The sequence below is a fragment of the Neobacillus vireti genome (assembly GCF_001026695.1).
Lineage (GTDB): Bacteria > Bacillota > Bacilli > Bacillales > Cytobacillaceae > Neobacillus > Neobacillus vireti.
In genome coordinates, this window is sequence record NZ_LDNB01000010.1 from 241,924 (window position 1) to 263,288 (window position 21,365).

The following is a 21,365-nucleotide window of genomic DNA, read 5'->3' on the forward strand; positions in this document are numbered from 1 at the left end:
AATAGAAATTAAAGTATAAATTTCGACTTTGAGAATTGGCTAGCTCCAGCGCCCTAGCGGCTAGTGTCCTTCGCTCTCCGCCCTACGATAAGTCAACATCGAATCGCTCCGCTCTTCGTGTTTCCTTTATCTCAGTTGGAGCGCTCCAGGCCATACGCCGCTGACCAGGGCGCTTCCGCTTTTCATGTTAAGCCTTCACATCTTCTTTTTCTAAATCCTTCGGGCCAAATGTTGCTTTCGGTGACCACCATAACGGAACCTTGATGCTTTCGTTTGTCAGTTTTCCTTTCCCATTAGCAACGTCTCGTGCCGTTTCGTAGCCTGCCTGAGCATGGCGGATAACCCCAATTCCAGAGTCAACGGTCATCGCGACTTCAAGCCTCATATCTGACTCAGCAGTTCCATCAGCTACCATTGTAACCCCAGTATGAACGGCTTCACCCATTGAATAGTTAGCTTGCAGGGCAATTAGATCACACATTCCAACAGCGTTCAAAAGACCATTCAATACCGGCCAGTCGGAAATTAGGTCCCCGCCGTCCTTCATATTTTCAGATTCAAATGTCGGGTTCACGATAGAACCGGAGTCAAGGTTGTCACGAGAGAAAGCTACTGGGCCAGCAAGTTCACCGCGTCTGATCATATCGTTAACTTCTAAGGCAAACGCTTTACGCTGGCCAAAGCCCATATAACAAATACGTGCTGGCAATGCTTCAATTGGAATATGCTCTTTAGCAAGCTTGATCCAGCGCGTAACAAGCAGGTCGTCACTGAATTTTTCTAAGATCATATCGTCAATTTTTCTTAGATCTTCAGCTTCTCCGGATAGACACACCCAACGGAAAGGTCCACGGCCTTCACAGAAGAGCGGGCGAATGTATTCTGCAACGAATCCTGGAAGACGCTTTGCTTCTCCAGCAGGCATTCCTGCATCAATACACTCTTTACGAATACTCGTGCCGTACTCAAACGATTTAACCCCAAGGTCTAGAAACTTAATGAGTGCTCTTAGTTCACGAATCATCGTTCCACGTGCTTTTTCTAAATAGAGTTCACGAGCCGTTTCCCGTAGTTCTTCTGCTTCAGCTACTGAATATCCTGCTGGCAAATAAGAAATTGGATCATGTGCCGGCGTCATCGAGGTTGTAATATCCGGAAGGAATCCTTTCTGCAGCACTTCTTCAAAAATATCAGCCGCATTCCCGACAACGGCAATTCCCAATGGCTTTCCAGCAGCCGCATATTCTTTCGCCATTTCAATCGCTTCATCCAATGAATCTACTAAAACATCAATAAATTGCTTCTCAATCCGGCGCTTAATAATTTCCACATTCGAGTCACATAGGATCGCTACACCACCGTGCATTGTCATCGCTCTCGTCTGATTTCCGCCCATACCGCCGGCACCGGCTGTTAAGAGGATTTTTCCAACAAGTGAATCATCATAATGTAAGCGGGCAATCGCAGACAACGTTTCAAATGTCCCTTGGATTACACCTTGCGTTCCAATATATTCCCACGGTGCCGCTGTATAATTGGCATACATCGTTAAGTTCTTATCCTGCAATTCATAAAATGTTGGCCAATCCGCTTTCATAATATTTGTCGTTGCCATAACAACCGTTGGTGCATATTTATGTGTTTTGAAAACGGCAACAGGCATACCGGATTGAACAACTAGTGTTTCATCATCTTCCAATTCTTTTAACGATTTCACTATCGCATGGTAGGACTCCCAGTTACGAGCCGCCTTCCCAATCCCGCCATAAATGATTAGTTCTTCTGGCTTCTCAGCATTTTCCATATTATTCTCAAGCATTCTTAAGATTGACTCTTGTCTCCAGCCCTTACAACGCAATTCAGGCCCTCTTTGTGCTTTGACGGAATATAAAATCTCTGGTTTTGACATAAATAGTTCCTCCTGTAATGAAAAGTAATGTTGGTGTTCTCATTTTTATATATTGCAAGTACCGTGCCAAGTCGATTGAATTATTAGAATTTTATATTTTTCTATTAAAACTCGTATTGTGACTACATTTTTCGGTTCCTGTCATCCATCTTGTAAAAGTATTTTGATAAACGATCTGAAAATAACTGCAGATGTTTTTTGCACTCTCTTACCTGTCCTTGACGCAATCATTACAATAGCGTTGTAAACGGTTTCAAATTCTTACTGCAGATAAATTCTGCATGCAAATTCGTGTTTTCATTACCGGGCACTTATCTATCTACAAATAGCAACAGCCAAGATTTTAAGTAAAGCGCAAGTACTCTTGGCAGCTCACTACAGGCCTGGAGCACTCCAAGTAAGTAGTGGAAACACAGTGAGCGTAAGCGTTCAGATGTTGACTTTTCGTAAGACGTAGAGCGAAGGCACCTCGCCGCTAGAGAGCTGGACAATTCTCGAAGTCAAACTTACTTATCTTTTAAAAATATCGTAAATTGATTTAAATATAGTAACTTTTGGGGAAAAAACAGCCTATTGTGGGGGAGATTATCTATTTCGGACATCGAATTGGCGAAAAAATCTAATTAGAAGAGACTTGTCCGTCTGAAAAACCTGTTTTTCTCGTAGAAAAGCAACCAATTATACTCCTTCAATTTTTTTATTAGCGAATTTCGAGAGTTTATTAGCGATTCTTACTAGTTTATTAGCGAATCTGCCATGTTTATTAGCGAATTTAAGGATTTATTAGCGAATTGAAATTTACCATTGAAAAATCTTCGGAAAACAAATGCGGGAGAAAATCCTTCTGAATTTCAGCAAAAATTGTTAAGAATTTATTTCTGATTTTTTTATTAGCGAATTTCAGGAGTTTATTAGCGAATCTAGATGGTATATTAGCGTATCTGGACCACCTATTAGCGAATATTTCAATTTATTAGCGAATCGGATTTTATTTTAAAAGCGCAAGCGCCCTGTTCAGCTCACGACAGGCCTGTAGCGCTCCAACTAAGATAAAGTAAACACGAAGAGCGTTAACGCATTCGTGCTTGACTTATCGTAGGGTAGAGCGCGAAGGACACTAGCCGCTAGGGCGCTGGAGCTGGACAATTCTCGAAGTCGAAATGGTATAAATTCATATATTTTATAGAAAACCTTGGCTGTTTGCTCTACCCGAGATAGGCTTTTTTCACCACATCCTGTTCACGCAGATTTTTTGCTGTATCATGAAAACGAATTTCCCCATTCTCTAAAACATATCCACGATCCGCTACTGATAAGGCCATCGTCGCATTCTGTTCAATTAACAGAATGGTTAATCCCTCTTGTTTAATCCGATTAATCGTTGAAAAAATACTTTTAACAACAATTGGTGCTAAACCCATCGACGGCTCGTCAAGAATCAGCAGCTTTGGCTTTGCCATCATGGCCCGTCCAACGGCCAGCATCTGCTGTTCCCCGCCACTCAATGTACCAGCCATCTGAGAGCGCCGTTCAGCTAAACGTGGAAATAAAACAAAAATTTTCTCGATTTCCTGCTGTAATTCCTTTTTCGATGTCTTTCTGGCATACGCTCCCATTATTAAATTATTGACGACCGATAATTTTGGAAAAATCCGTCTTCCCTCCGGTACCATCACAATGCCTTCTTTAACAACCTTATGGGCGGCGAGCCCATTCAGCTCTTTTCCTTGATAAATGATCGACCCTTTAGAGGGGATTGTTCCGGAAATGGCATTTACCGTTGTTGTTTTTCCGGCACCGTTTGCCCCAATTAAAGCAACAGCCTCGCCTTCCTGAACTTCCAATGACAGATTCCGGACCGCATGAATGCTTCCGTAAGAAACGTTAAGATTTTTAATTTGCAGCAAATTTGTTCACCTCTTCCGTGTCTTCTTTTCCGATATATGCCTCAATCACGGCAGGGTTTGCAATAATCTTCTCCGGTTCATCATCAGCAATCTTCTCTCCGTGGTCGAATACCGCAATTCGGTCGCAGAGCCCCATCACCCAGCCAACATTATGCTCGATTAAAATAACAGTCGTTCCATTCTTTCTGATCTTCCGGATCAGTTCGCCAATTTCATTCGTCTCATCCGCATTCATTCCCGCCGTCGGTTCATCGAGTAAAAGAAGCTTCGGCTTGGAAACTAATGCTCTGGCTATTTCTACACGGCGCTGATTTCCATAGGATAGGCTCCCAGCCAGTTCATCTTCCAAGCCGGCGAGCCCAACAAGTTCTAATATTTTTCGGCTTTCTTCCTTCACCAGTTCCTCTTCTTTTTTCGCAGACCCGAGCCCCAAAATCGCAGACCAAAGTCCAGTATGTGTCTTGCCAAACATCCCAACCATTACATTTTCAAGAACCGACTCATCCTTAAGTAAACGGATATTCTGGAAGGTCCGGGAAATCCCCAATTTAGCAATCCGAAACGGCTTTACTCCCTGCACTTGTTGCTGTTCAAATACAATGGTTCCTTCATTGGGCTTGTAAATCCCTGTTAACATATTGAAGAATGTCGTCTTCCCCGCCCCATTTGGTCCAATTAACCCGAAGATTTCTCCTTCCTTAACAGCAAGACTGACTTGGTTAACCGCGACTAACCCGCCAAATCGTTTGCTGATTCCCTCGATTTTAAGCAATATGTTCACCACCCTTGACAGCCTTCTTCTTGTGCAATCGCTTCGTCATAACTTTCTTTGCACCCTTTTTACCAAAAATCCCATTTGGACGGTAGCGCATCATCAGCACCATTAGCAAGCCATAAATCATCATTTTATACATATCAAGATAATTCATATCAATAAACGTAAATTGAAATAGCCGGAAAAATTCAGGTAATAAATATAGCACACTTACGCCAAATAGCGTACCGCGGATACTGCCCAACCCGCCAATCACGACCATGCTCAAGAGTGTGGCCGAAACTGCGAAGCCAAAGGAGTCCGAACTGATAAATGAAACTTTATGTGCAAACAGGGCACCTGCTGCTCCCGCATATGCACCACCGATGGCAAACACTAACACCTTATAATAAGTTGTATTAATTCCCATCGATTGGGCGACAATGTCATCCTCCCTAATAACCATCCAGGCACGCCCAATACGGGATTGCGTCATTCTTCTCACAGCATAAATGCCAATCAGCATGACGATAAGTAGAAAGATTAAATAACTCATATTCTCGAGCTTCATGCCGAACAAGGATGGAGTGGGAATGGAATCAATCCCATATGCCCCGCCGGTAATCGATGAATTTTTAAAAAATGACTGGATGATTAGCCCCATCCCTAAAGTGGTAATGGCCAAAAAGTCTTCGCGCACCCTAAGACTCGGCAACCCCAGAATTGCACTAATAACAAAGGTAATAACAATTGCCAGCGTGATAGCGAGCCATGGATTTAAATCGGCCTTAACAGATAAAATGGCAGATGAATATGCTCCGATTCCAAAGAAAGCTGCATGACCGAGTGAAACTTGACCAGCATAGCCTGTAATTAAATTTAAGCCTAAACCGAGCAAAATATAGATAATTAAAAAGACAACAATATCAACGTAATATGGATTAAATAACGCTTCCAACACCATCACCTACACTTTCTCGACCTTTTTTCCAAATAATCCCGATGGTTTGATTAACAAAATGACGATTAGAATTACAAAAGCAATCGCATCTTTATCAATGACCATTCCAGATAAATAGCCATCGCTCATTGTTTCAACCAACCCAAGGATGAGACCGCCTACGACTGTGCCACCGATTGATCCTAATCCCCCCAGAACGACCACACAAAATGCTTTTAATCCGGGAATCGAGCCCATGCTCGGAAACAAGGAATTGTAATTAAGGGCAACAAGAACACCTGCAGCAGCAGCCAGTGCAGATCCAATCATAAATGTCACAGATACTACCCTGTTGACATTAACTCCCATTAAGGAGGCAGCCCGCATATCCTGGGCGACAGCCTGAATCGCTATTCCCATTTTCGTAAATTTAAGAAAGGCGTAGAGAAGGCCGAGCCCAATGACTCCTGCTATGACAATATAAAACTTATAATTGGTAATCGAAACGGATTGCGTCAGATGATAGATGGTATTTTCAATGCCCGTTTCTGGGAATGACAGCGTATCGGATGTAAAGATTACTTGAAAAAAATTCTCAAGAAGGATGGCAACACCGACGCCGCTAATTAACGTTGTAATCGGGTGTCCGCCTCGCAGCGGCCGATAAGCAAAGCGTTCAATGCCCATCCCAATGACGGCGGATACTGCCATTGCTAAAAGCAATGCAAGCGGAAAAGGTAAATGAAAATAAATCATTCCCAACATCGCCGAAAAAGCACCGACCATGTAAATAACTCCATGGGCAAAATGTAATAATTTCAAAACCCCATACACCATCGTTAAACCAACGGAAACGAGGATATAGACAAAACCAATCGCCAACCCATTAATCAACTGTTGTGCTAACATTTCGTTCATCCTTTCTTGTAAAAAATAGCTATGTTAAAAGTGAATGTTGATTTCCGTTCCAGGCGCGAGCGGTTCGCGGGGCGGGCGGTGAGCCTCCTCGGCGCTTAAGCGCCTGCGGGGTCTCACCTGTCCCGCTGCTCCCGCAGGAGTCTCGCTGTATCCACGTCCAATCAACATTGTGCTCAAAATCAACAATGTGCTTTAACACAGCGAAGAAAATAAATGCAAAGAGGAGAGGTTTTCTCCCCTCCTGCCTCTCAAGTCTTTTAAGCTTTAATAATTTAAAGATTTGACGTATTGGAACTTTCCGTCCTTAACCGTCATAAAGATGACTGGTTTTACTACCTCATGATGAGCGTTAAATGAAATTTTCCCGGAAGTACCTTCGAAATCTTTCGTTTCACTGATTGCTTTTGCCAATTTTTCTCGATCGGTCCCTGCCTTTTTCATCGCTTCTAACATCACTTCGGTTGCATCATAACTTTGAGACGAGAGCATGTCGGGTTCACTATCTTTATATTTTTCATGCCATGCCTTAACAAAATGCTGGACAACCTCTCTTGTGTCTGTAGCAAAGAATGAAGTGGTAAATGTGGCCGCTTGCGTATTTTCTTTACCCAATTCTAGGAATTTAGGTGAGTCAAAACCATCCACGCCCAAGAACTGTGCATCGATCCCCAACTCCTTTGACTGTGTGACAATTCCTGCCGCTTCATTATAGTAACCAACCACGTACAAGGCATCTGGTTTAGACGCTTTAACCGCTGTTAAAATGGAGCTGAAATCTTTATCCCCCATTTTAAATGGTTTCTCAATCACGACGTTTGCTCCAAGTTTTTTCGCTTCATCTTTAAAGGCGCTATAAATGGAAATTCCATAATCAATATCAACATACAAGACAGCAATGTTTTTCTTCTTCAAATCATTTACTGCATAATCAGCCATCGCTTTTCCTTGAATATCAGCTGTATAAATGACACGATTTACATAGTCTCCGCCTTTAGTAATGTCAGGATGAACCGCATACGCGACCACCATCGGCACTTTTGCGGATTGAACCTTCGGTGTAACCGTTTTCATCGGCCCGCTGTATCCACCGCCGACAATCCCTGCCACTTTATCACTATTGATCAACTTTTGGACTGCTTTCAATGCTTCTTCCGGTTTCCCTTGATCATCTTCCGTGACAAGTTCCACCTTTTTTCCGTTAACTCCACCCTCTTTATTAATCTGTTCGATGGCAAGCTGGGCAGCATTTCGGCTAAGCGTCCCATCGGTCGATGTAGGACCCGTTAAAGGACCTACCCAGCCAAGTTTAATTGAATCCTTACTTTTGGTTGAACCAGAGGATTTATCACTGGCACATCCAGTTACAAACAAGGAGATCCCTAATAAGCCAGCAAGAAAGAAACTACGTTTTTTCAATGTACATCACTCGCCCTCTTCATTTTGATAAAAAATATAATACAAGTTCTTTTTTTCATATATTGCAAGTTTCATGCCATTTTTCCTATTCGTACAAAACACCGGGAATAGTCAAGGCTGTTTCCCACCGGGGGTTATTTGGCGACGGAATAGATCCATAAAAAACGCAGATGGAATTTGCATATTGATCGATAGAGATAATAGAAAACCCTTCGTCAGCATCTTGACCAATTGCATTTCTAGGAGAGCAGACGGAACTTGCATGCAGACTATTTTAAATTTTACAAATAAGTGTTATATTCTGAATATACAACGAAAAGGGGGCATACACCTTGTACCCAGCATCTATTGGAACAATGATACGAAGTTTTGTTGATGGAGTGATTGTCTTAAATGAAAAATTTGAAATACTTTGGCATGACGTTCATGGAGATATTCATTTAGATATCAGCAATGGAGATAATTTACTAGAAATTCTCCCACGCACTGGAGAAAAGTTTATCGAAAATGGAACATTTCCTATTACTTTTAACGATAAAAAACTAAATATTGAAGTGAAAAAATTTGCTGCCGATTTGAACTATACCGTTATTTGTATAGAGGATCCTAGTAATCTCTCGACCAATCAGAAAACTAGATTATATTGCCTCGAAAAAATCATCGATACCCTTAGGGAAGGCGTGATGATGAGTGATCACAATGGAAGGATTGCTCTTTATAATGAGGCACAGGAAAAACTAGAGAGTTTAGACAGCAGCGAAATTATCGGAAAACCACTGTGGGAAGCCTATAACTATAACCCGCAATACTCCGAGCATAAACATACTTTTAAGACCGGAAAACCAATTTTCTCAAGATATCGGGCCCACTCAACAGTGAATGGTGTTCCGAAGTATGTAAATTATAGTACCTACCCAATCCAAAAGGACGGAGAAACGATTGCCGTTTTTTCCCTTAGCACAAATGAGTCTCATCTCAAGAACTGGCTCCATCAAACAATGGAACTAAAAAGGCAGGTGGAGTACGAGGACCCGAACCATCAGCCTCGCAAAAATGGCACTACCTTTTCATTTGAAGATATTAAAGGAAAAAGTATCGCATTAAAAAACTTGATTCATGAAGCTGAAAATATTGCTATACATAATACGGACGTCCTAATTGTCGGCGAAACAGGGACAGGCAAAGAATTATTTGCTCAAAGCATGCATAACCACAGTTTAAGAGCAGAAAGTCCATTCGTTGCCATTAACTGTGCCGCAATTCCTGAAACCCTCCTAGAGAGCACGTTATTCGGGACCGTGAAAGGGGCATTTACCGGGGCGACTAACCAGATGGGTCTATTCGAATATGCAAAGAAAGGCACGCTTTTTCTTGACGAAATTAACTCCATGCCGATTACTTTACAATCGAAATTAATTCGGGTTTTACAAGAACGGCTAGTCCGAAGGGTTGGCTCAAATGAGGTGACTCAGGTAGAATGTACTGTTATTAGTGCATCCAACGAAGATCCTGAGAAATTAATCGAAGAGGAAAAAATGCGCCTCGACTTGTTTTACAGACTTGCCCACACTAGCCTTTATATTACTCCATTACGGGAACGAACAGAAGATATTCACTTTTTCATTCATTACTTTCTCGACAAATATCGAAGAAAGTTTAACAAATTGGTTCCAGAGCTTTCTAAGGCATTGCTCTCCTTGCTTCTGCAATACCATTGGCCCGGCAACACGCGGGAACTCGAGCATTTAATCGAAAATTTGATCATTCGTGCAAAAGAATCGGATGAGTCCATTGATGTAGAGCATCTACCTGCCTACATGAAGAAAAAGATACTTTCAGTTCAGTCCGCACATCTTAGTAAACAAAAAGAACTAAAACGAAATCCATTAAAATCGATTTTCTCCAACTCACAAGAGCATTATATCCATAAAACTTTAGACGAAACATCCTGGAACATCTCTAAAGCCGCCAAAACACTAGGAATCACCAGGCAAAGCTTACAGTATCATATTAAAAAGCATGGTTTGGTTAAGCCTTAGTGAAATAAGGACAGGCTGCCTGCCCCTGCACAAAAGTTAGATAGAAGAACTTGGATGGGACAAGGAACTTGCCCCTCGTCCCAGCGCCAACATAAGAAATTTGAAACTTTATAGAGACTTATACGTATATGGTATAGGTTCACATAAAGATTTGGTACAATAGTAAAAAAAACATATAGGCAGGAGATTTAGTTTGGGCTCAAACATTTATCAACTTGGAATTTATTTATTTGAGGGTTATTATTGGCTAATCATAATAGCTATTTTTGGTTCATGGTTTCCACAATTTCGCTCGTCAAAGCTGGGGGAATGGATTTACAAACTAGTGGATCCTTATTTAAGCTTCTTTAGGAGGTTTATTCCACCTCTTGGACCAATTGATTTTTCACCGATTATCGCATTATTTGCTTTAAAATATTTAGGCGGATTTGCTTTAGAAGGTCTTCGTCAGTCATTGAACGTTATCGGAATTTAAGAGGTAACAGATTTATTAAATAACGCTAAGACGGCAGAGGTTTCCCTGCCGTTTTTTTGTTTAAATTTAATAAACTTACAATTGAAATATAATGAGTTCCGCTTACAAGATCAGCCAATAGCCATCGTGATACAGTTCCATATTTTCAATGAAAGAAAATGTCTGGATTCAACAATCATTTTCTCGTTTCCTTCCGTACAACCGGTGCGACCTCCGTTGCTAATCGTTCAATGTTCTCCGCCACTTTTTTAAATGGCATTCCGCCTATATCCATTTGGGCAATAAACCGCTGATGACCGAATAGCTCGTATTGTTGGAGAATTTTTTCAATGATTTGCTGGGAACTTCCGACAAATAAAGCCGTTCCTGGTGCTGACAACTGATCAAAATCAGCTCTGGACATCTGAGTACTCATCCCACCACTTTGGTTGTTAAGGGCTCCCCAATAATTTGCATGATACGGAAAGAATTCATCCTTAGCCTGTTGCGTCGTCTCCGAAATAAAGGCGTGTCCGGTAACTCCAACTTTCAAATCTTCAGGCATGTGCCCGGCTTGATTTGCTGCCTCTCGATAAATGTCCACTAGCGGCTTAAACCGAAGTGGATCGCCCCCGAGTATCGCTAACGCTAAACCGGTACCTAATCTCCCCGCTCGTGCTGCGCTTTCCGCTGTTCCACCGACCCCAACCCATAAGGGAATATTTTTTTGCACAGGCCGCGGTGCAATTTCAGCATCCTTTAAGCTTGAACGAAAATGGCCATTCCAGTTAATCCTCTCATCTGCATTCAGCTTCAGAAAAAGTTCAATATGTTCTTCAAACAATTCATCATAATATTTTACGTCATAGCCAAACAGCGGGAAAGATTCGAAAAACGCCCCACTCCCCGCTATGATTTCGGCCCTTCCATTTGATAAGAGATCGAGGGTCGCAAAATCTTCGAATAAACGTACAGGATCAACAGTATTTAATACCGTTGTAGCACTTGTCAATTTTATTTGCCGCGTGACTTGTGAGAGTGCAGACAACACAACCGGCGGTGCTGAAACTGCATAGTCCAGACGATGATGTTCTCCAACCCCGAAAACGTCCAACCCAGCCTCATCCGCCATTTTACCTGCTTCGATGATTTCTGTTACACGTTGTTTTGCACTGATGGTTTTCCCGGTTTTGGGATCTGAACACAAATCAGCTAATGTATAAATCCCGATTTCCATAGATGATTGTTTAGTGGTCGATTCTTCCTTCACCTTTCTCTCTCCCAACATTGACATTGTAACTGATTGCTTACTGTATTATATGCTTTATCTTTTGCCCGTTCTTCTATAAAAAAAAGGATACAACGGGTAATTATCTCACCCATTTGTATCCTTTTGAAGTCTAAATTCTTTAGATTGAAAGGAGCTCCTTTTATGCTTCCAACCAGTTTTGTGACCATTTTTCTATATCTCTCATTAGAGGTTCTAGTGCTAAACCTTTATCCGTCAAGGAATATTCAATTCGAACTGGAGTTTCTGGATAAACATCTCGTTTTACAATCCCCTCGGTCTCCAAATCCTTTAACCTCTCTGAAAGCACTCTGCCACTTACACCCACTGAAGATTCAATCGTACAAAAACGCTGCGGACCGAATAATAACTGGTAAATAATCATTCCAGTCCACCTTTGGCTCAATAACCCCATGGCTTTTTCAAATCTAGGACAAATCGACTTATCCATTTAAATCAACTCCTTACTATTATTATAAACATATTTAAAAATAATTAAATTACTTTTTATAAAAAACTTACTTGACTCCACTTAATTATAATATTATACTTACTTACATAAAGTAACTAACTAACAAATTGCGTTTTTAAAAAAACAGTTTGTTAGTTATGAACAAATAAATAACAAAGGAGCATTAAGTAAATGTTAAGACAAAATGAAGTAATTACAACAATATTAAGAGTATTTTTAGGTGCAACCTTCTTAATACATGGGTTAGCAAAATTTCAAGGCGGCATTGAAAATACCGTAGGATTTTTTGAAAGTTTAGGTCTTCCAGGCTTTACAGCCTATGTAGTAGCTCTCATTGAATTAATTGGCGGTATTGCGATTGTATTAGGAGTGGGAACAAGGATTATCTCAATTCTATTTGTTATTATTTTGGCTGTTGCGATTGTTAAAGTTAAACTTGCTGTAGGATTTCTTGGAAATGATCAAATGGCAGGCTATGAACTTGATTTAGCATTAATGGTAATTTCACTATATCTTGCTGCAACAAAAAAATCTTTCTTAGCATTAGATAACCTACTGTTTCGTTCCGAGAAAGCTTAATTATTAGGGAGGTAACTAAAATGAATTTTCATCATGAACCTATTACATTCGTAGGTCAAGTTAACTTAAAGGTGCAAAATTTAGAACGGTCACTAGCTTTTTATCAACAAGTAATCGGCTTTAAGGTATTAGAACAAACTGAAAGATCCGCAAGCCTAACTGCGGATGGAAAGACAGTATTACTATCCATTGAACAACCAGATAACGTTGTTCCTAAACAAGGAAGAACTACGGGATTATATCACTATGCACTTCTTCTGCCTAAACGCTCTGATTTAGCTAACATAGTGCGCCATTTTGTGGAAATTGGTTTGCGATTTGGTTCGTCAGACCATCTTGTGAGTGAAGCTCTTTACTTATCTGACCCCGATGAAAATGGAATTGAAATCTATATAGATCGTGCCCCTTCCGAATGGGATTGGAAAAACGGTGAAGTGGCAATGACAGTCGATCCATTGAATTTTGCAGACCTCCTTGCTGGAGGTAATCAGCAATCATGGAAAGGCCTGCCTGCTGGCACCGTTATGGGACATATCCATTTGCATGTATCCGAATTAAAAAAGACGGAAGAATTTTATATCAAGGGACTCGGTTTTGAAGTAGTAAACCGATATGGCGCTCAGGCACTTTTCATTTCGGATGGTAAATACCATCACCATATTGGTTTAAATACTTGGAATGGCGTAGGTGCACCTTCACCTTCTCCAAATAGTACTGGACTTGAATCATATACTTTGATGCTTCCAAATGAGGAAAAGAGAAATGAAATTATAGCTCAGTTAAAGAATATTGGAGCGCCCGTCACTGAAGAAAATGGTTCTTTCGTGACCTCGGATCCTTCTGGTAATCGCATATTATTGCAAGTTTAATTCTATACTATGTTTAACTTTATATCTTAGCTGGAGGATCATACTGCAATGCGAAAAGAAGAGGGTTTTAAAAAGCAAGGAATAGAAATCGGTCTTTATACACTTGGAGATATGGGTTCGGATCCTCATACCGGCAAAACAATTAATGCACAGCAAAGAATTAAGGAAATAATTGAAGCAGCCAAACTTGCTGACGAGGCTGGACTTGATGTGTTCGGAGTTGGTGAACATCACCGATTAGATTATGCCACTTCAGCCGTTCCAGTTGTTTTGGCTGCCATTGCTCAAATAACCAAACGAATTAAACTGACCAGTGCGACCACAGTGTTGAGCACTGTTGATCCAGTTCGTTTGTTTGAAGACTTTGCTACCCTAGATTTGCTTTCAGATGGACGGGCAGAAATTATCGCAGGTCGAGGCGCGTTCGTGGAATCCTTCCCCCTTTTCGGTTATGACATAAATGACTATGATGCTTTATTCTCGGAAAATATAGATTTATTTTTAAAACTTAATGAAAACAGGAGAATTACATGGGACGGTCATTTTCGTCCGTCATTAAGGAATGCCGAAATTGCACCTAGACCTTTACAGAATCAGATACCAATTTGGGTCGGTGTTGGAGGCACACCCGAAAGCGCAGCCCGTGCTGGTAAATTAGGTGCTGGAATGGCATTAGCAATACTTGGCGGCGACCCAATGCGATTTAAGCCACTGGTTGATTTGTACCGTAAAACTGGCATCGAGGCAGGGCATGATCCCGAAAATCTCAAGGTAGGTGTAACGGGGCATGGGTATATTTCAAAGACAACCCAACAAGCGAAAGACGAATTTTATCCATATTATTCAAATTATTGGTCATATGTAAACCATCAGCGGGGAATGACTAGTAGAAGAATGTCTAAAGCAGATTTTGAACAATTAACAAGGCAGGAAACTGCATTGTTTGTGGGCAGTCCACAACAGATCATTGAGAAAATCCTCAGGCAGTACGAACTCTTCGGACATCAACGTTTCATGGCACAGATAGATATTGGCGGTCTGCCATTTAGAAAGGTTGCCGAGGGCATTGAGCTATTAGCTACAGAAATAGCTCCTATTGTTCGGAAAGAAACAAGTAAGTAAAAAAAGTATTGGGGTGTGAATCATGGGTTTTTTAGACAAACTATTTGGGAAATCAATTAAGGAGGAAGAATCTATGACAACTGAAAAATTAAATATTGGAATCATCTTAGGAAGCACACGTCAAGGACGTGTTAGCCCACAAGTAGGTGAATGGGTAAAAGGTATAGCTGACAAACGTGGAGATGCCAATTATGAAATTGTAGACATTGCTGATTTTAATCTTCCATTTTTAGGAACAACTGACGGAACAGAACCAGGAATTGCGGCTTGGAATGAAAAGCTTGCTAATTTGGACGGATTCGTATTTATCGCTCAAGAATATAATCACAGCATTACAGGAGCACTAAAAAACGCACTTGATTTTGCTCGTGAAGCATGGAACAACAAAGCAGCAGGTATCGTAAGTTATGGTTCAACTGGCGGAGCTCGCGCAGCTGAACATTTACGTGGAATTATGGGTGAATTAATGATTGCGGATGTTCGTGTACATCCTACCTTATCCTTATTTACAGATTTTGAAAACGGAACAGATTTCAAACCAGCTGAACTTCATCTAACTAATGTTAATGCAATGCTTGACCAAGTTATCGCTTGGAGTGGCGCATTAAAAACTTTGCGATAAAAATAATCCAATTTAAAAGGGCGCCAACCTCATTTTGGGGTAAGGCGCCCTTTTACATTTGAATATTAATAAATTCTATGATTGTTAAGACGGACGTCAACTGGATCTTTTGGAGCAAGCGGATCATTAGTTAAATCATTTGCAGGCATGGTTTCGTCTCTTAGGTTTTGGTCGGCACTTGTCTCAAAATTGTCAACTCCAACACGATTTTCACGGCGTTCAACAAGGACGATGATTTTGCCTTCATTAACAAGGTCTTCATAATGATTCGCTTCTTCTTCTGAAATACCTATTCCAATTAAAGCTCCAGCCAATCCTCCTGTTCCCGCACCAACAGCAGCACCGGTTAGGGTTGCTACGATCGGTCCAGCTGCAATAAACGGACCAATGCCTGGTATAGCGAGGGCACCTACCCCTGCCAACAACCCAACAAGTCCGCCAAGTGCACCGCCTGTCGCAGCACCGGCAGCAATGCCTTCTCCAGTCTTCGTACCAGTGACATCTTTAATTTCATCTACCATATTCTCATTTTTCCCAACGACAGAAATATCTTTAGCATCATAGCCCTGTCTTTTTAAGGCTTCAACAGCTCGGATGGCCTCATTTTCAGTATCGTAAACTCCTACCAGGTGCTTTTCATGTTCATTCATCGATATTCCTCCCTTGGACGAGTAGTCTTTTTTTAACTACCCTCCCATAAGAGGAATGAAACGTTTTTTTGGAAGCTGCACTAATAGAGAACCATTAACTAAAAAACTTAGACCAATATGAGTTTTAAAAAATGCGTCCCCCGATATTCAACTTCTTATGAGATTTTTTGCTATCCAACCGACAGCACCATCTTTTTTAATCAAGCTGTATCCCGAACAGTTATCATCTAGCAGAGAAACGACATCGCCTTTCTTTACACTAATCTGAGCGCAGGATATATCTGTTTTCGCAAAGAATTGCCCATTCTCATTTCTATGAATATATTCATTTTTAACATAGCGCTGTTGATTCGTTCCTGGCTGCTTGCATGATGTAAAAAGATTGCCTTTTTCAACCGGGACAATTTCGTAAAATGGATAGGAGATAGAACCGGACATCTTTGGATCCGCCTTAAAATCTCCTCCGACCTTATATGTAGGGTAATGATCAACATAGGTAAATGAATAGGAAGTTTCATTGTTCGTTCTTTGCATGATTAAGGCATTTAATTGTCCGCTTTCTTTTACGTTGTTTCCACCGTCAATGGCAATGATTTTTTTCTCATGATGAATGATTGGATTATGTTCCAAAACGTTGGTAGAATAATTTCCTACTGGCCAGTGCCCGACAACCACATATTTATCGGAGCGGTGGGACTTTTCTAAAAAGGCCGGCAGTGAAACCGCCGAATCCCGATCTGTTTGTTTCCAGTCCTCAATGTCGGCCAACCCTGCATGAACAAAAATATATTCATCTGTTTCAATAGCCGTCGGCAATGCGGTCAGCCATTCTATTTCTTTGCAAAAATGCTTAGTCAGGCACTCCTTGATATTTTGGACCGTTGTCTCTTCGGTGATTTCAACCCCGATTTGCTGCAGCCATTCATGGAAGATGGAGTCCTTTCGTGCGCGCAGGTAGCCCAGTAACTGCGGATTTTCATTTAGAAGCTCTTCAACTAAGGTTTCACAATTCCCCTCAATCACATAAACCTTTGGATTCGTTGCCGCAAGTTCCATGACATAACTGACTACGCCCTTACTGTTGCTTCCTTTTTCGCATAGGTCACCATTGATTATCAAGTAATCTTCTGTTCCAAATAGAACTTTTTCAAGAAGCGCTTTAAAAAGCGCTAATTCTCCATGAATATCGGAAATCACAATCACTCTTGAATCATTTGGAATCGATAGTTGTTTAATTTTGTCCATTTAAAATACCCCTTTTATCAAATCGACCTCTAACTTGTACTCTATGTACGTTTACAAATCTCTCTCAAGCATCACCATATCCAATGCCCTTATCCCATTCTCATAAATTGGTGTTGGATACTTTTTAAAGAAATCCTTTTTAATCTCATCCATCCTAAACCCCAACTTTTGATAAAATGCTAAGTTAGCAATACTTGAATTAGCCGTACCGACAAGCATTTTATTTAATCCCTTCATTTTATATAAACCGAAAGCCTCTTTAATTACTAATTTTCCTATTCCCTTTCCGCGGTAATCCTCGATAATAGCAATATTTTTAAGTTCGACGATTCCGTCCTGAAGGAAAATAAATTGAGCAACCCCTATGATTTGTCCATTAAAGAGCATGGCGAACATCTCGCCATCATTGATATACTCTCTAACGATTTCTTCACTTTCATCCGCTAAAAGAAGATAGTCAAGAAATGAATTTCTTTTCTCCATTTCAATTGCCTTTAATTGAACTTCAAACATAAGCAGCATCCCTCCAAATTACAATCTAATTTTAGCATAACTTGGTAAGCGGTATTGAATATGGGGTAACGAAAAAGCCCAATTTCTCAGCATTATAGTGGAGAAATCGGGCTTTTTCATGTTGGAATTTCTTTAGAGTTGTCATAAAATCGATAACTATCGTTACTCCCTATAGAAAAATTAAAGCCTGTATTAAAGCGATTGCAGCAGCTCCTATTATTGGTGCAACTTTTAAAAGCATTACCCCACCAGTTGTAGAAATGAATGGATCCACTGGGTCCTTTGCTGGTGATGCTAGAAGATTAATGAATCGTTCCCACCTACTAGATTTCATTGGGAAATCAGGTATCTCTACATGATATTCATCCATCTTTGTACACAGATGATGGTCCTTTTTAAAGGGATCGTGACTCATTTTCGTCTCCCTCCAATTCTTCTTTTAATCTGTTGATTGCTGTGTGTAATCTTGATTTAACCGTCCCAGTCGGAATTTCAAGGATTTTGGCTATTTCTTCTTGTGGCATATCGTGATAGTAAAAAAGTAAAATAACAGCACGCTGTAGTTCAGGGAGCTTTGCAATAGCTTCCCGAATCGTCATTCTGTCTGAATGATGGAATTCTTCGGTCTGTATCGGAGTAAGAAAGGGCAAAAGGCCCCTCCATTTTTTACGGCGGTTTAATTTTGTTATCATCAATCGATAGGCAATTTGAAAAAGATATGATTTTAGTTTTCCATTCCTTGGATTGTAATTATGCTTATAACGCTGAAGTTTAACAAATGTATCTTGAACGATATCAATGCTTAATTGCTCATCTCTTGTATAACGGAAAATAAACGAATAAAGGGACTGTTTTAATAGGGTGTATATGCCTTCTAACGCCCCGTCATCTCCATTTTGATAAGCTGTCATCAATTCATCCTCACGCTCACTCAATTTCATCGCCCCAGCGTTCCTTGATAGCTTTCAAAGTCATTGATACCCTGCAAATTAAGTAAATAATTGAAACAAGTGTCCATACTTGTGCTTGGTTGGTAAAGAATTGCACAAAAACATTCTTAATCGTTTCACCACTAGAGACTAAAAAATTTAGAACCTGAACACAAATAATGGAATATATAGCTAGACCAAGCGTAAGTGTATCAAAAACATTCCATCTTAAATAGATCTTCGTTTTCTTATAATTGATTTTACCATTTTCACGGATAACATATTTGCGATTCATTGGAATAGAAATTGCTAAAATAAATATCAATAAACAACCTGCAACGATAATAGAAACAATCCAGCCAGTATCCATTTAAACATCCCCCATCCACCTTCTTTACTACCTATACAAATGAGAAGGCAAAAAGGTTCATTTAAAATGAAAAAAGTTTTTTGTCTAACACTCTTCTCCTATAGCTCAATGTTTCAACCAATTTATAGAAGGGTACTTTAAGCTGTAGTCATAGATAAGGAGTTGTTTTCATTGAGCAAAAAAATTGCTGTTCTAGTAACCGATTATTTTGAGGACTCCGAATTTGCAGAGCCTGTGAAGTCCTTTAAGGAAAAGGGCCATAAGATAGCCGCAATCGAAATGGAAAAGGGAAAAAAAGTGAAGGGTAAGCAGGGACAAAGTGAGGCCGTCATTGATGAAAGCATTGATGATGTCTCTCCTGAGGACTTTGATGCACTTTTCATTCCTGGTGGATTTTCACCGGATATACTTCGTGCGGACGAGCGTTTTGTTCGCTTTGCCAAAGCATTTATGGATGCTAAAAAACCTGTGCTAGCCATTTGCCACGGCCCCCAGCTGCTAATCACAGCGGAAACACTTGAAGGGCGTGATGTAGCGGGTTATAAGTCCATTCATGTAGACTTAAAGAATGCCGGCGCTAATTTACATGATAAAGAAGTAGTCGTATGCCAGAATCAGCTGGTTACCAGCCGACAGCCTGAAGACATACCGGCCTTTGTACGAGAATCCTTGCGAATATTGGGATAACAAAGATGGCAGGAGGATCTTCCTTCTGCCTCTATATTATGGCTCGTTGAGATGGAATAGGAAAAAAATTTAATACACAACTTCTACATTATAGATTTAATTTTTCTAGGAAGGGTACTACGAACTTTCCAACTTAAAGCAGGAATTTAATAAATTGCAAATTCCTCCAGTGATTTTAATATTAAGCAGCGGGAAGGTATTCTCTCCATTCTTTCCATGCTTCCATGTAACCACTTAAGTCATGCGGATGAACTTTAATACATACACCGATTCGTGTATATAATTGAAATAAAACTTCATCCACAAGCCGTTCCTTAGTAAAAGAAGCATGCTTATTCCACAACGAAAATAATGACATAAGCGTGCTTAAATTTAGACTATCTGGCGAAGAACAAAATGCATACGTAAAATCGTATACTTTTGGACCAATTAAAGGTGATGGATCAATAACTCCTTTTAATTGATGATCCATATATACAAAATTATGAACACCCGTATCCCCATGTAGATAATATTTCTCTTCTTGCTGATGATAAGCATCCAATTTATTTACTAATTTCACTATTCTCTTATGGTCCTCACTTGGCAGGAAATGGCCTATGTTCTCTTGGGCAAACTTTAAGCTACTTTGATTAAATTCTGACCATGAGTTTCTATGTATTCCATTTACTCTGCCCCAGGGAATGTTGTTATCAGCCATTTGGTATTTATCGAAAAGCTCATTTATTAAAATTGTCATCCATTCTAATTTAGATCCTCGATTATAGTGGGTCTCTCCAGAAATATACGAGTAGGCGATAAATTCTTTGTCATCGTCTGTATAAAGGACATTGGGAAACAATTTTATATCCTTATAGGCTAGCAGAAAATCCTCAGTAGCAGAAATAATCTTCGGATGGTCTATTTTTATTACAAAGGTCGGCCTATTATTTACAAGAAGAGTATATAATAGGCCATTGGTTGTGCCACTTCCTAACCTCTTTAATTCCAGACCATCATTTATTATCAAACCTTTATTAATTAAGAAATCAATGATTTCATTTATTTTTTTCATCATATTTTCCTCGTTATGCGAATCTTTCTTCAAGCAAGATATTTTTCTTTAAATATCGTACTCAATTCACTCCATACATCAAATTTATTTCCATCTAAATCATAAAAAACAAAGTTCCTTCCCGCGTGTCCCCGGTTCTCAATTTCACCAACTTTTATCTCTTTTTCTATAAACTCTCTATGAATAGCTTTTAATGCATCTAATCCATTCACTTCAAAAGTTATCGAAAAACGCTCTTCTCCGTAAATATCATAAAAATTAGAAGTTTGATTTTCCTTTGCTTTAACAAGAAAAATGCTTTGGTTGGCAAAATTCAAAATTGCTTTGTCTTCATCTTTGTAGCTTAACTCTGCGCCTAATTTGTTTACGTACCATGTGGAGGAATTCTCCACATTCCTTACAGGTAAATATGTTGTACCCACCCTTACTAATTTTTCTTTCATTTGATTGCCTCCTATTCATACCGCTTTTTTGCATAATATCTTTGAATTGTGTATTTACCAATTTACAAAACATTTACTCCTCAACAACGTGGAGTTAACAAGTTTGAGTTATCCTATCCTTAAGATAGATTCTTCTTAAGGGGGAATTATTGTGAAGAATTATTTTTTTGCAGCAATTCTAATAA

Annotated in this window: 23 protein-coding genes; 7 read left to right on the top strand and 16 right to left on the bottom strand. The window is 40.0% G+C overall.

The genetic code is table 11. The annotated features are described in order from the left end of the window. Positions 1-187 precede the first annotated feature (187 nt). The 6 genes from hutU to AA980_RS11840 all read right to left on the bottom strand — a co-directional run bounded on the left by hutU (position 188) and on the right by AA980_RS11840 (position 7,844). Complete coding sequence (hutU, locus tag AA980_RS11815; RefSeq protein ID WP_024030422.1) at positions 188-1,909, bottom strand: urocanate hydratase; 1,722 nt, start codon at positions 1,907-1,909, stop codon at positions 188-190. Positions 1,910-3,114: 1,205 nt separating this feature from the next. Next, on the bottom strand, positions 3,115-3,816 hold the full coding sequence (locus tag AA980_RS11820) for an ABC transporter ATP-binding protein (protein ID WP_024030421.1): 702 nt from the start codon (positions 3,814-3,816) through the stop codon (positions 3,115-3,117). Then, a complete protein-coding gene (locus AA980_RS11825; RefSeq protein WP_024030420.1) occupies positions 3,803-4,588 on the bottom strand; it encodes an ABC transporter ATP-binding protein in 786 nt (261 codons plus the stop codon). Before AA980_RS11825 ends, AA980_RS11820 begins: the two co-directional genes overlap by 14 nt. Then, positions 4,581-5,534, bottom strand: coding sequence for a branched-chain amino acid ABC transporter permease (locus AA980_RS11830; protein WP_034724860.1), 954 nt, complete (start codon positions 5,532-5,534; stop codon positions 4,581-4,583). Before AA980_RS11830 ends, AA980_RS11825 begins: the two co-directional genes overlap by 8 nt. 3 nt (positions 5,535-5,537) lie before the next feature. Then, positions 5,538-6,419 carry a branched-chain amino acid ABC transporter permease gene (locus AA980_RS11835; protein ID WP_024030418.1) on the bottom strand — a complete coding sequence of 294 codons (882 nt, stop codon included), beginning with the start codon at positions 6,417-6,419 and terminating at the stop codon, positions 5,538-5,540. Positions 6,420-6,692: 273 nt separating this feature from the next. Continuing rightward, positions 6,693-7,844 (bottom strand): ABC transporter substrate-binding protein, encoded by a 1,152-nt coding sequence (locus AA980_RS11840; RefSeq protein WP_024026710.1) that lies wholly within the window; start codon positions 7,842-7,844, stop codon positions 6,693-6,695. Between the two features lie 332 nt (positions 7,845-8,176). On the opposite strand from AA980_RS11840, the gene AA980_RS11845 reads away from it, so the two are divergent. Beyond that, positions 8,177-9,883, top strand: coding sequence for a sigma-54 interaction domain-containing protein (locus tag AA980_RS11845; RefSeq protein ID WP_024026711.1), 1,707 nt, complete (start codon positions 8,177-8,179; stop codon positions 9,881-9,883). 193 nt (positions 9,884-10,076) lie between these two features. Further along, entirely contained in the window at positions 10,077-10,358 is a 282-nt protein-coding gene (locus tag AA980_RS11850) for a YggT family protein (RefSeq protein ID WP_024026712.1), read from the top strand. 175 nt (positions 10,359-10,533) lie between these two features. Here AA980_RS11850 and AA980_RS11855 read toward each other — a convergent pair whose 3' ends face one another. Both AA980_RS11855 and AA980_RS11865 read right to left on the bottom strand, forming a co-directional pair. After that, a complete protein-coding gene (locus tag AA980_RS11855) occupies positions 10,534-11,574 on the bottom strand; it encodes an LLM class flavin-dependent oxidoreductase (protein WP_034723136.1) in 1,041 nt (346 codons plus the stop codon). Positions 11,575-11,767: 193 nt separating this feature from the next. Then, positions 11,768-12,076: a winged helix-turn-helix transcriptional regulator gene (locus AA980_RS11865; protein ID WP_024026715.1), complete on the bottom strand. Its 309-nt coding sequence runs from the start codon at positions 12,074-12,076 to the stop codon at positions 11,768-11,770. Positions 12,077-12,268: 192 nt separating this feature from the next. Here AA980_RS11865 and AA980_RS11870 point away from each other — a divergent pair, with 192 nt between their 5' ends. From AA980_RS11870 to AA980_RS11885, 4 genes are read left to right on the top strand one after another with little or no spacing between them, the layout of a single operon-like run. Beyond that, the gene (locus AA980_RS11870; RefSeq protein WP_024026716.1) at positions 12,269-12,676 is read left to right on the top strand and encodes a DoxX family protein; all 408 of its coding nucleotides are present in this window, start codon (positions 12,269-12,271) and stop codon (positions 12,674-12,676) included. A gap of 20 nt (positions 12,677-12,696) precedes the next feature. Further along, positions 12,697-13,545 carry a VOC family protein gene (locus AA980_RS11875; RefSeq protein ID WP_024026717.1) on the top strand — a complete coding sequence of 283 codons (849 nt, stop codon included), beginning with the start codon at positions 12,697-12,699 and terminating at the stop codon, positions 13,543-13,545. 48 nt (positions 13,546-13,593) lie between these two features. Then, positions 13,594-14,667: an LLM class flavin-dependent oxidoreductase gene (locus AA980_RS11880; protein WP_024026718.1), complete on the top strand. Its 1,074-nt coding sequence runs from the start codon at positions 13,594-13,596 to the stop codon at positions 14,665-14,667. A 22-nt stretch (positions 14,668-14,689) separates the two neighbouring features. Further along, positions 14,690-15,289, top strand: a complete 600-nt coding sequence (locus tag AA980_RS11885) for an NADPH-dependent FMN reductase (RefSeq protein WP_034723129.1) — start codon at positions 14,690-14,692, stop codon at positions 15,287-15,289. Positions 15,290-15,354: 65 nt separating this feature from the next. Here the strand turns inward: AA980_RS11885 and AA980_RS11890 are convergent, their stop codons facing one another. The 6 genes from AA980_RS11890 to AA980_RS11915 all read right to left on the bottom strand — a co-directional run bounded on the left by AA980_RS11890 (position 15,355) and on the right by AA980_RS11915 (position 18,996). Continuing rightward, on the bottom strand, positions 15,355-15,939 hold the full coding sequence (locus AA980_RS11890) for a general stress protein (RefSeq protein WP_024026720.1): 585 nt from the start codon (positions 15,937-15,939) through the stop codon (positions 15,355-15,357). A gap of 147 nt (positions 15,940-16,086) precedes the next feature. Beyond that, positions 16,087-17,184 carry a metallophosphoesterase gene (locus tag AA980_RS11895; protein ID WP_024026721.1) on the bottom strand — a complete coding sequence of 366 codons (1,098 nt, stop codon included), beginning with the start codon at positions 17,182-17,184 and terminating at the stop codon, positions 16,087-16,089. A 51-nt stretch (positions 17,185-17,235) separates the two neighbouring features. After that, positions 17,236-17,697, bottom strand: a complete 462-nt coding sequence (locus tag AA980_RS11900) for a GNAT family N-acetyltransferase (RefSeq protein WP_024026722.1) — start codon at positions 17,695-17,697, stop codon at positions 17,236-17,238. A gap of 169 nt (positions 17,698-17,866) precedes the next feature. Continuing rightward, on the bottom strand, positions 17,867-18,112 hold the full coding sequence (locus tag AA980_RS11905; RefSeq protein WP_024026723.1) for a hypothetical protein: 246 nt from the start codon (positions 18,110-18,112) through the stop codon (positions 17,867-17,869). Further along, on the bottom strand, positions 18,093-18,608 hold the full coding sequence (locus tag AA980_RS11910; RefSeq protein ID WP_024026724.1) for an RNA polymerase sigma factor: 516 nt from the start codon (positions 18,606-18,608) through the stop codon (positions 18,093-18,095). Before AA980_RS11910 ends, AA980_RS11905 begins: the two co-directional genes overlap by 20 nt. A gap of 16 nt (positions 18,609-18,624) precedes the next feature. Then, on the bottom strand, positions 18,625-18,996 hold the full coding sequence (locus AA980_RS11915) for a hypothetical protein (RefSeq protein ID WP_024026725.1): 372 nt from the start codon (positions 18,994-18,996) through the stop codon (positions 18,625-18,627). Between the two features lie 171 nt (positions 18,997-19,167). On the opposite strand from AA980_RS11915, the gene AA980_RS11920 reads away from it, so the two are divergent. Next, positions 19,168-19,683 carry a type 1 glutamine amidotransferase domain-containing protein gene (locus tag AA980_RS11920; RefSeq protein WP_024026726.1) on the top strand — a complete coding sequence of 172 codons (516 nt, stop codon included), beginning with the start codon at positions 19,168-19,170 and terminating at the stop codon, positions 19,681-19,683. A gap of 181 nt (positions 19,684-19,864) precedes the next feature. Here the strand turns inward: AA980_RS11920 and AA980_RS11925 are convergent, their stop codons facing one another. Together AA980_RS11925 and AA980_RS11930 are read right to left on the bottom strand one after the other, a co-directional pair. Continuing rightward, positions 19,865-20,740 (bottom strand): hypothetical protein, encoded by an 876-nt coding sequence (locus AA980_RS11925; RefSeq protein ID WP_034723138.1) that lies wholly within the window; start codon positions 20,738-20,740, stop codon positions 19,865-19,867. A 26-nt stretch (positions 20,741-20,766) separates the two neighbouring features. Continuing rightward, complete coding sequence (locus AA980_RS11930) at positions 20,767-21,180, bottom strand: VOC family protein (protein ID WP_024026728.1); 414 nt, start codon at positions 21,178-21,180, stop codon at positions 20,767-20,769. Positions 21,181-21,365: the final 185 nt, after the last annotated feature.

Excerpts from the sequence above, each read along its gene's own strand:
- hutU (WP_024030422.1), bottom strand. The coding sequence starts at position 1,909 with ATGTCAAAACCAGAGATTTTATATTCCGTCAAAGCACAAAGAGGGCCT.
- AA980_RS11830 (WP_034724860.1), bottom strand. The coding sequence starts at position 5,534 with ATGGTGTTGGAAGCGTTATTTAATCCATATTACGTTGATATTGTTGTC.
- AA980_RS11835 (WP_024030418.1), bottom strand. The coding sequence starts at position 6,419 with ATGTTAGCACAACAGTTGATTAATGGGTTGGCGATTGGTTTTGTCTAT.
- AA980_RS11855 (WP_034723136.1), bottom strand. The coding sequence starts at position 11,574 with ATGGAAATCGGGATTTATACATTAGCTGATTTGTGTTCAGATCCCAAA.
- AA980_RS11865 (WP_024026715.1), bottom strand. The coding sequence starts at position 12,076 with ATGGATAAGTCGATTTGTCCTAGATTTGAAAAAGCCATGGGGTTATTG.
- AA980_RS11870 (WP_024026716.1), top strand. The coding sequence starts at position 12,269 with ATGTTAAGACAAAATGAAGTAATTACAACAATATTAAGAGTATTTTTA.
- AA980_RS11875 (WP_024026717.1), top strand. The coding sequence starts at position 12,697 with ATGAATTTTCATCATGAACCTATTACATTCGTAGGTCAAGTTAACTTA.
- AA980_RS11880 (WP_024026718.1), top strand. The coding sequence starts at position 13,594 with ATGCGAAAAGAAGAGGGTTTTAAAAAGCAAGGAATAGAAATCGGTCTT.
- AA980_RS11885 (WP_034723129.1), top strand. The coding sequence starts at position 14,690 with ATGGGTTTTTTAGACAAACTATTTGGGAAATCAATTAAGGAGGAAGAA.
- AA980_RS11890 (WP_024026720.1), bottom strand. The coding sequence starts at position 15,939 with ATGAATGAACATGAAAAGCACCTGGTAGGAGTTTACGATACTGAAAAT.
- AA980_RS11895 (WP_024026721.1), bottom strand. The coding sequence starts at position 17,184 with ATGGACAAAATTAAACAACTATCGATTCCAAATGATTCAAGAGTGATT.
- AA980_RS11900 (WP_024026722.1), bottom strand. The coding sequence starts at position 17,697 with ATGTTTGAAGTTCAATTAAAGGCAATTGAAATGGAGAAAAGAAATTCA.
- AA980_RS11905 (WP_024026723.1), bottom strand. The coding sequence starts at position 18,112 with ATGAGTCACGATCCCTTTAAAAAGGACCATCATCTGTGTACAAAGATG.
- AA980_RS11910 (WP_024026724.1), bottom strand. The coding sequence starts at position 18,608 with ATGACAGCTTATCAAAATGGAGATGACGGGGCGTTAGAAGGCATATAC.
- AA980_RS11915 (WP_024026725.1), bottom strand. The coding sequence starts at position 18,996 with ATGGATACTGGCTGGATTGTTTCTATTATCGTTGCAGGTTGTTTATTG.
- AA980_RS11925 (WP_034723138.1), bottom strand. The coding sequence starts at position 20,740 with ATGATGAAAAAAATAAATGAAATCATTGATTTCTTAATTAATAAAGGT.
- AA980_RS11930 (WP_024026728.1), bottom strand. The coding sequence starts at position 21,180 with ATGAAAGAAAAATTAGTAAGGGTGGGTACAACATATTTACCTGTAAGG.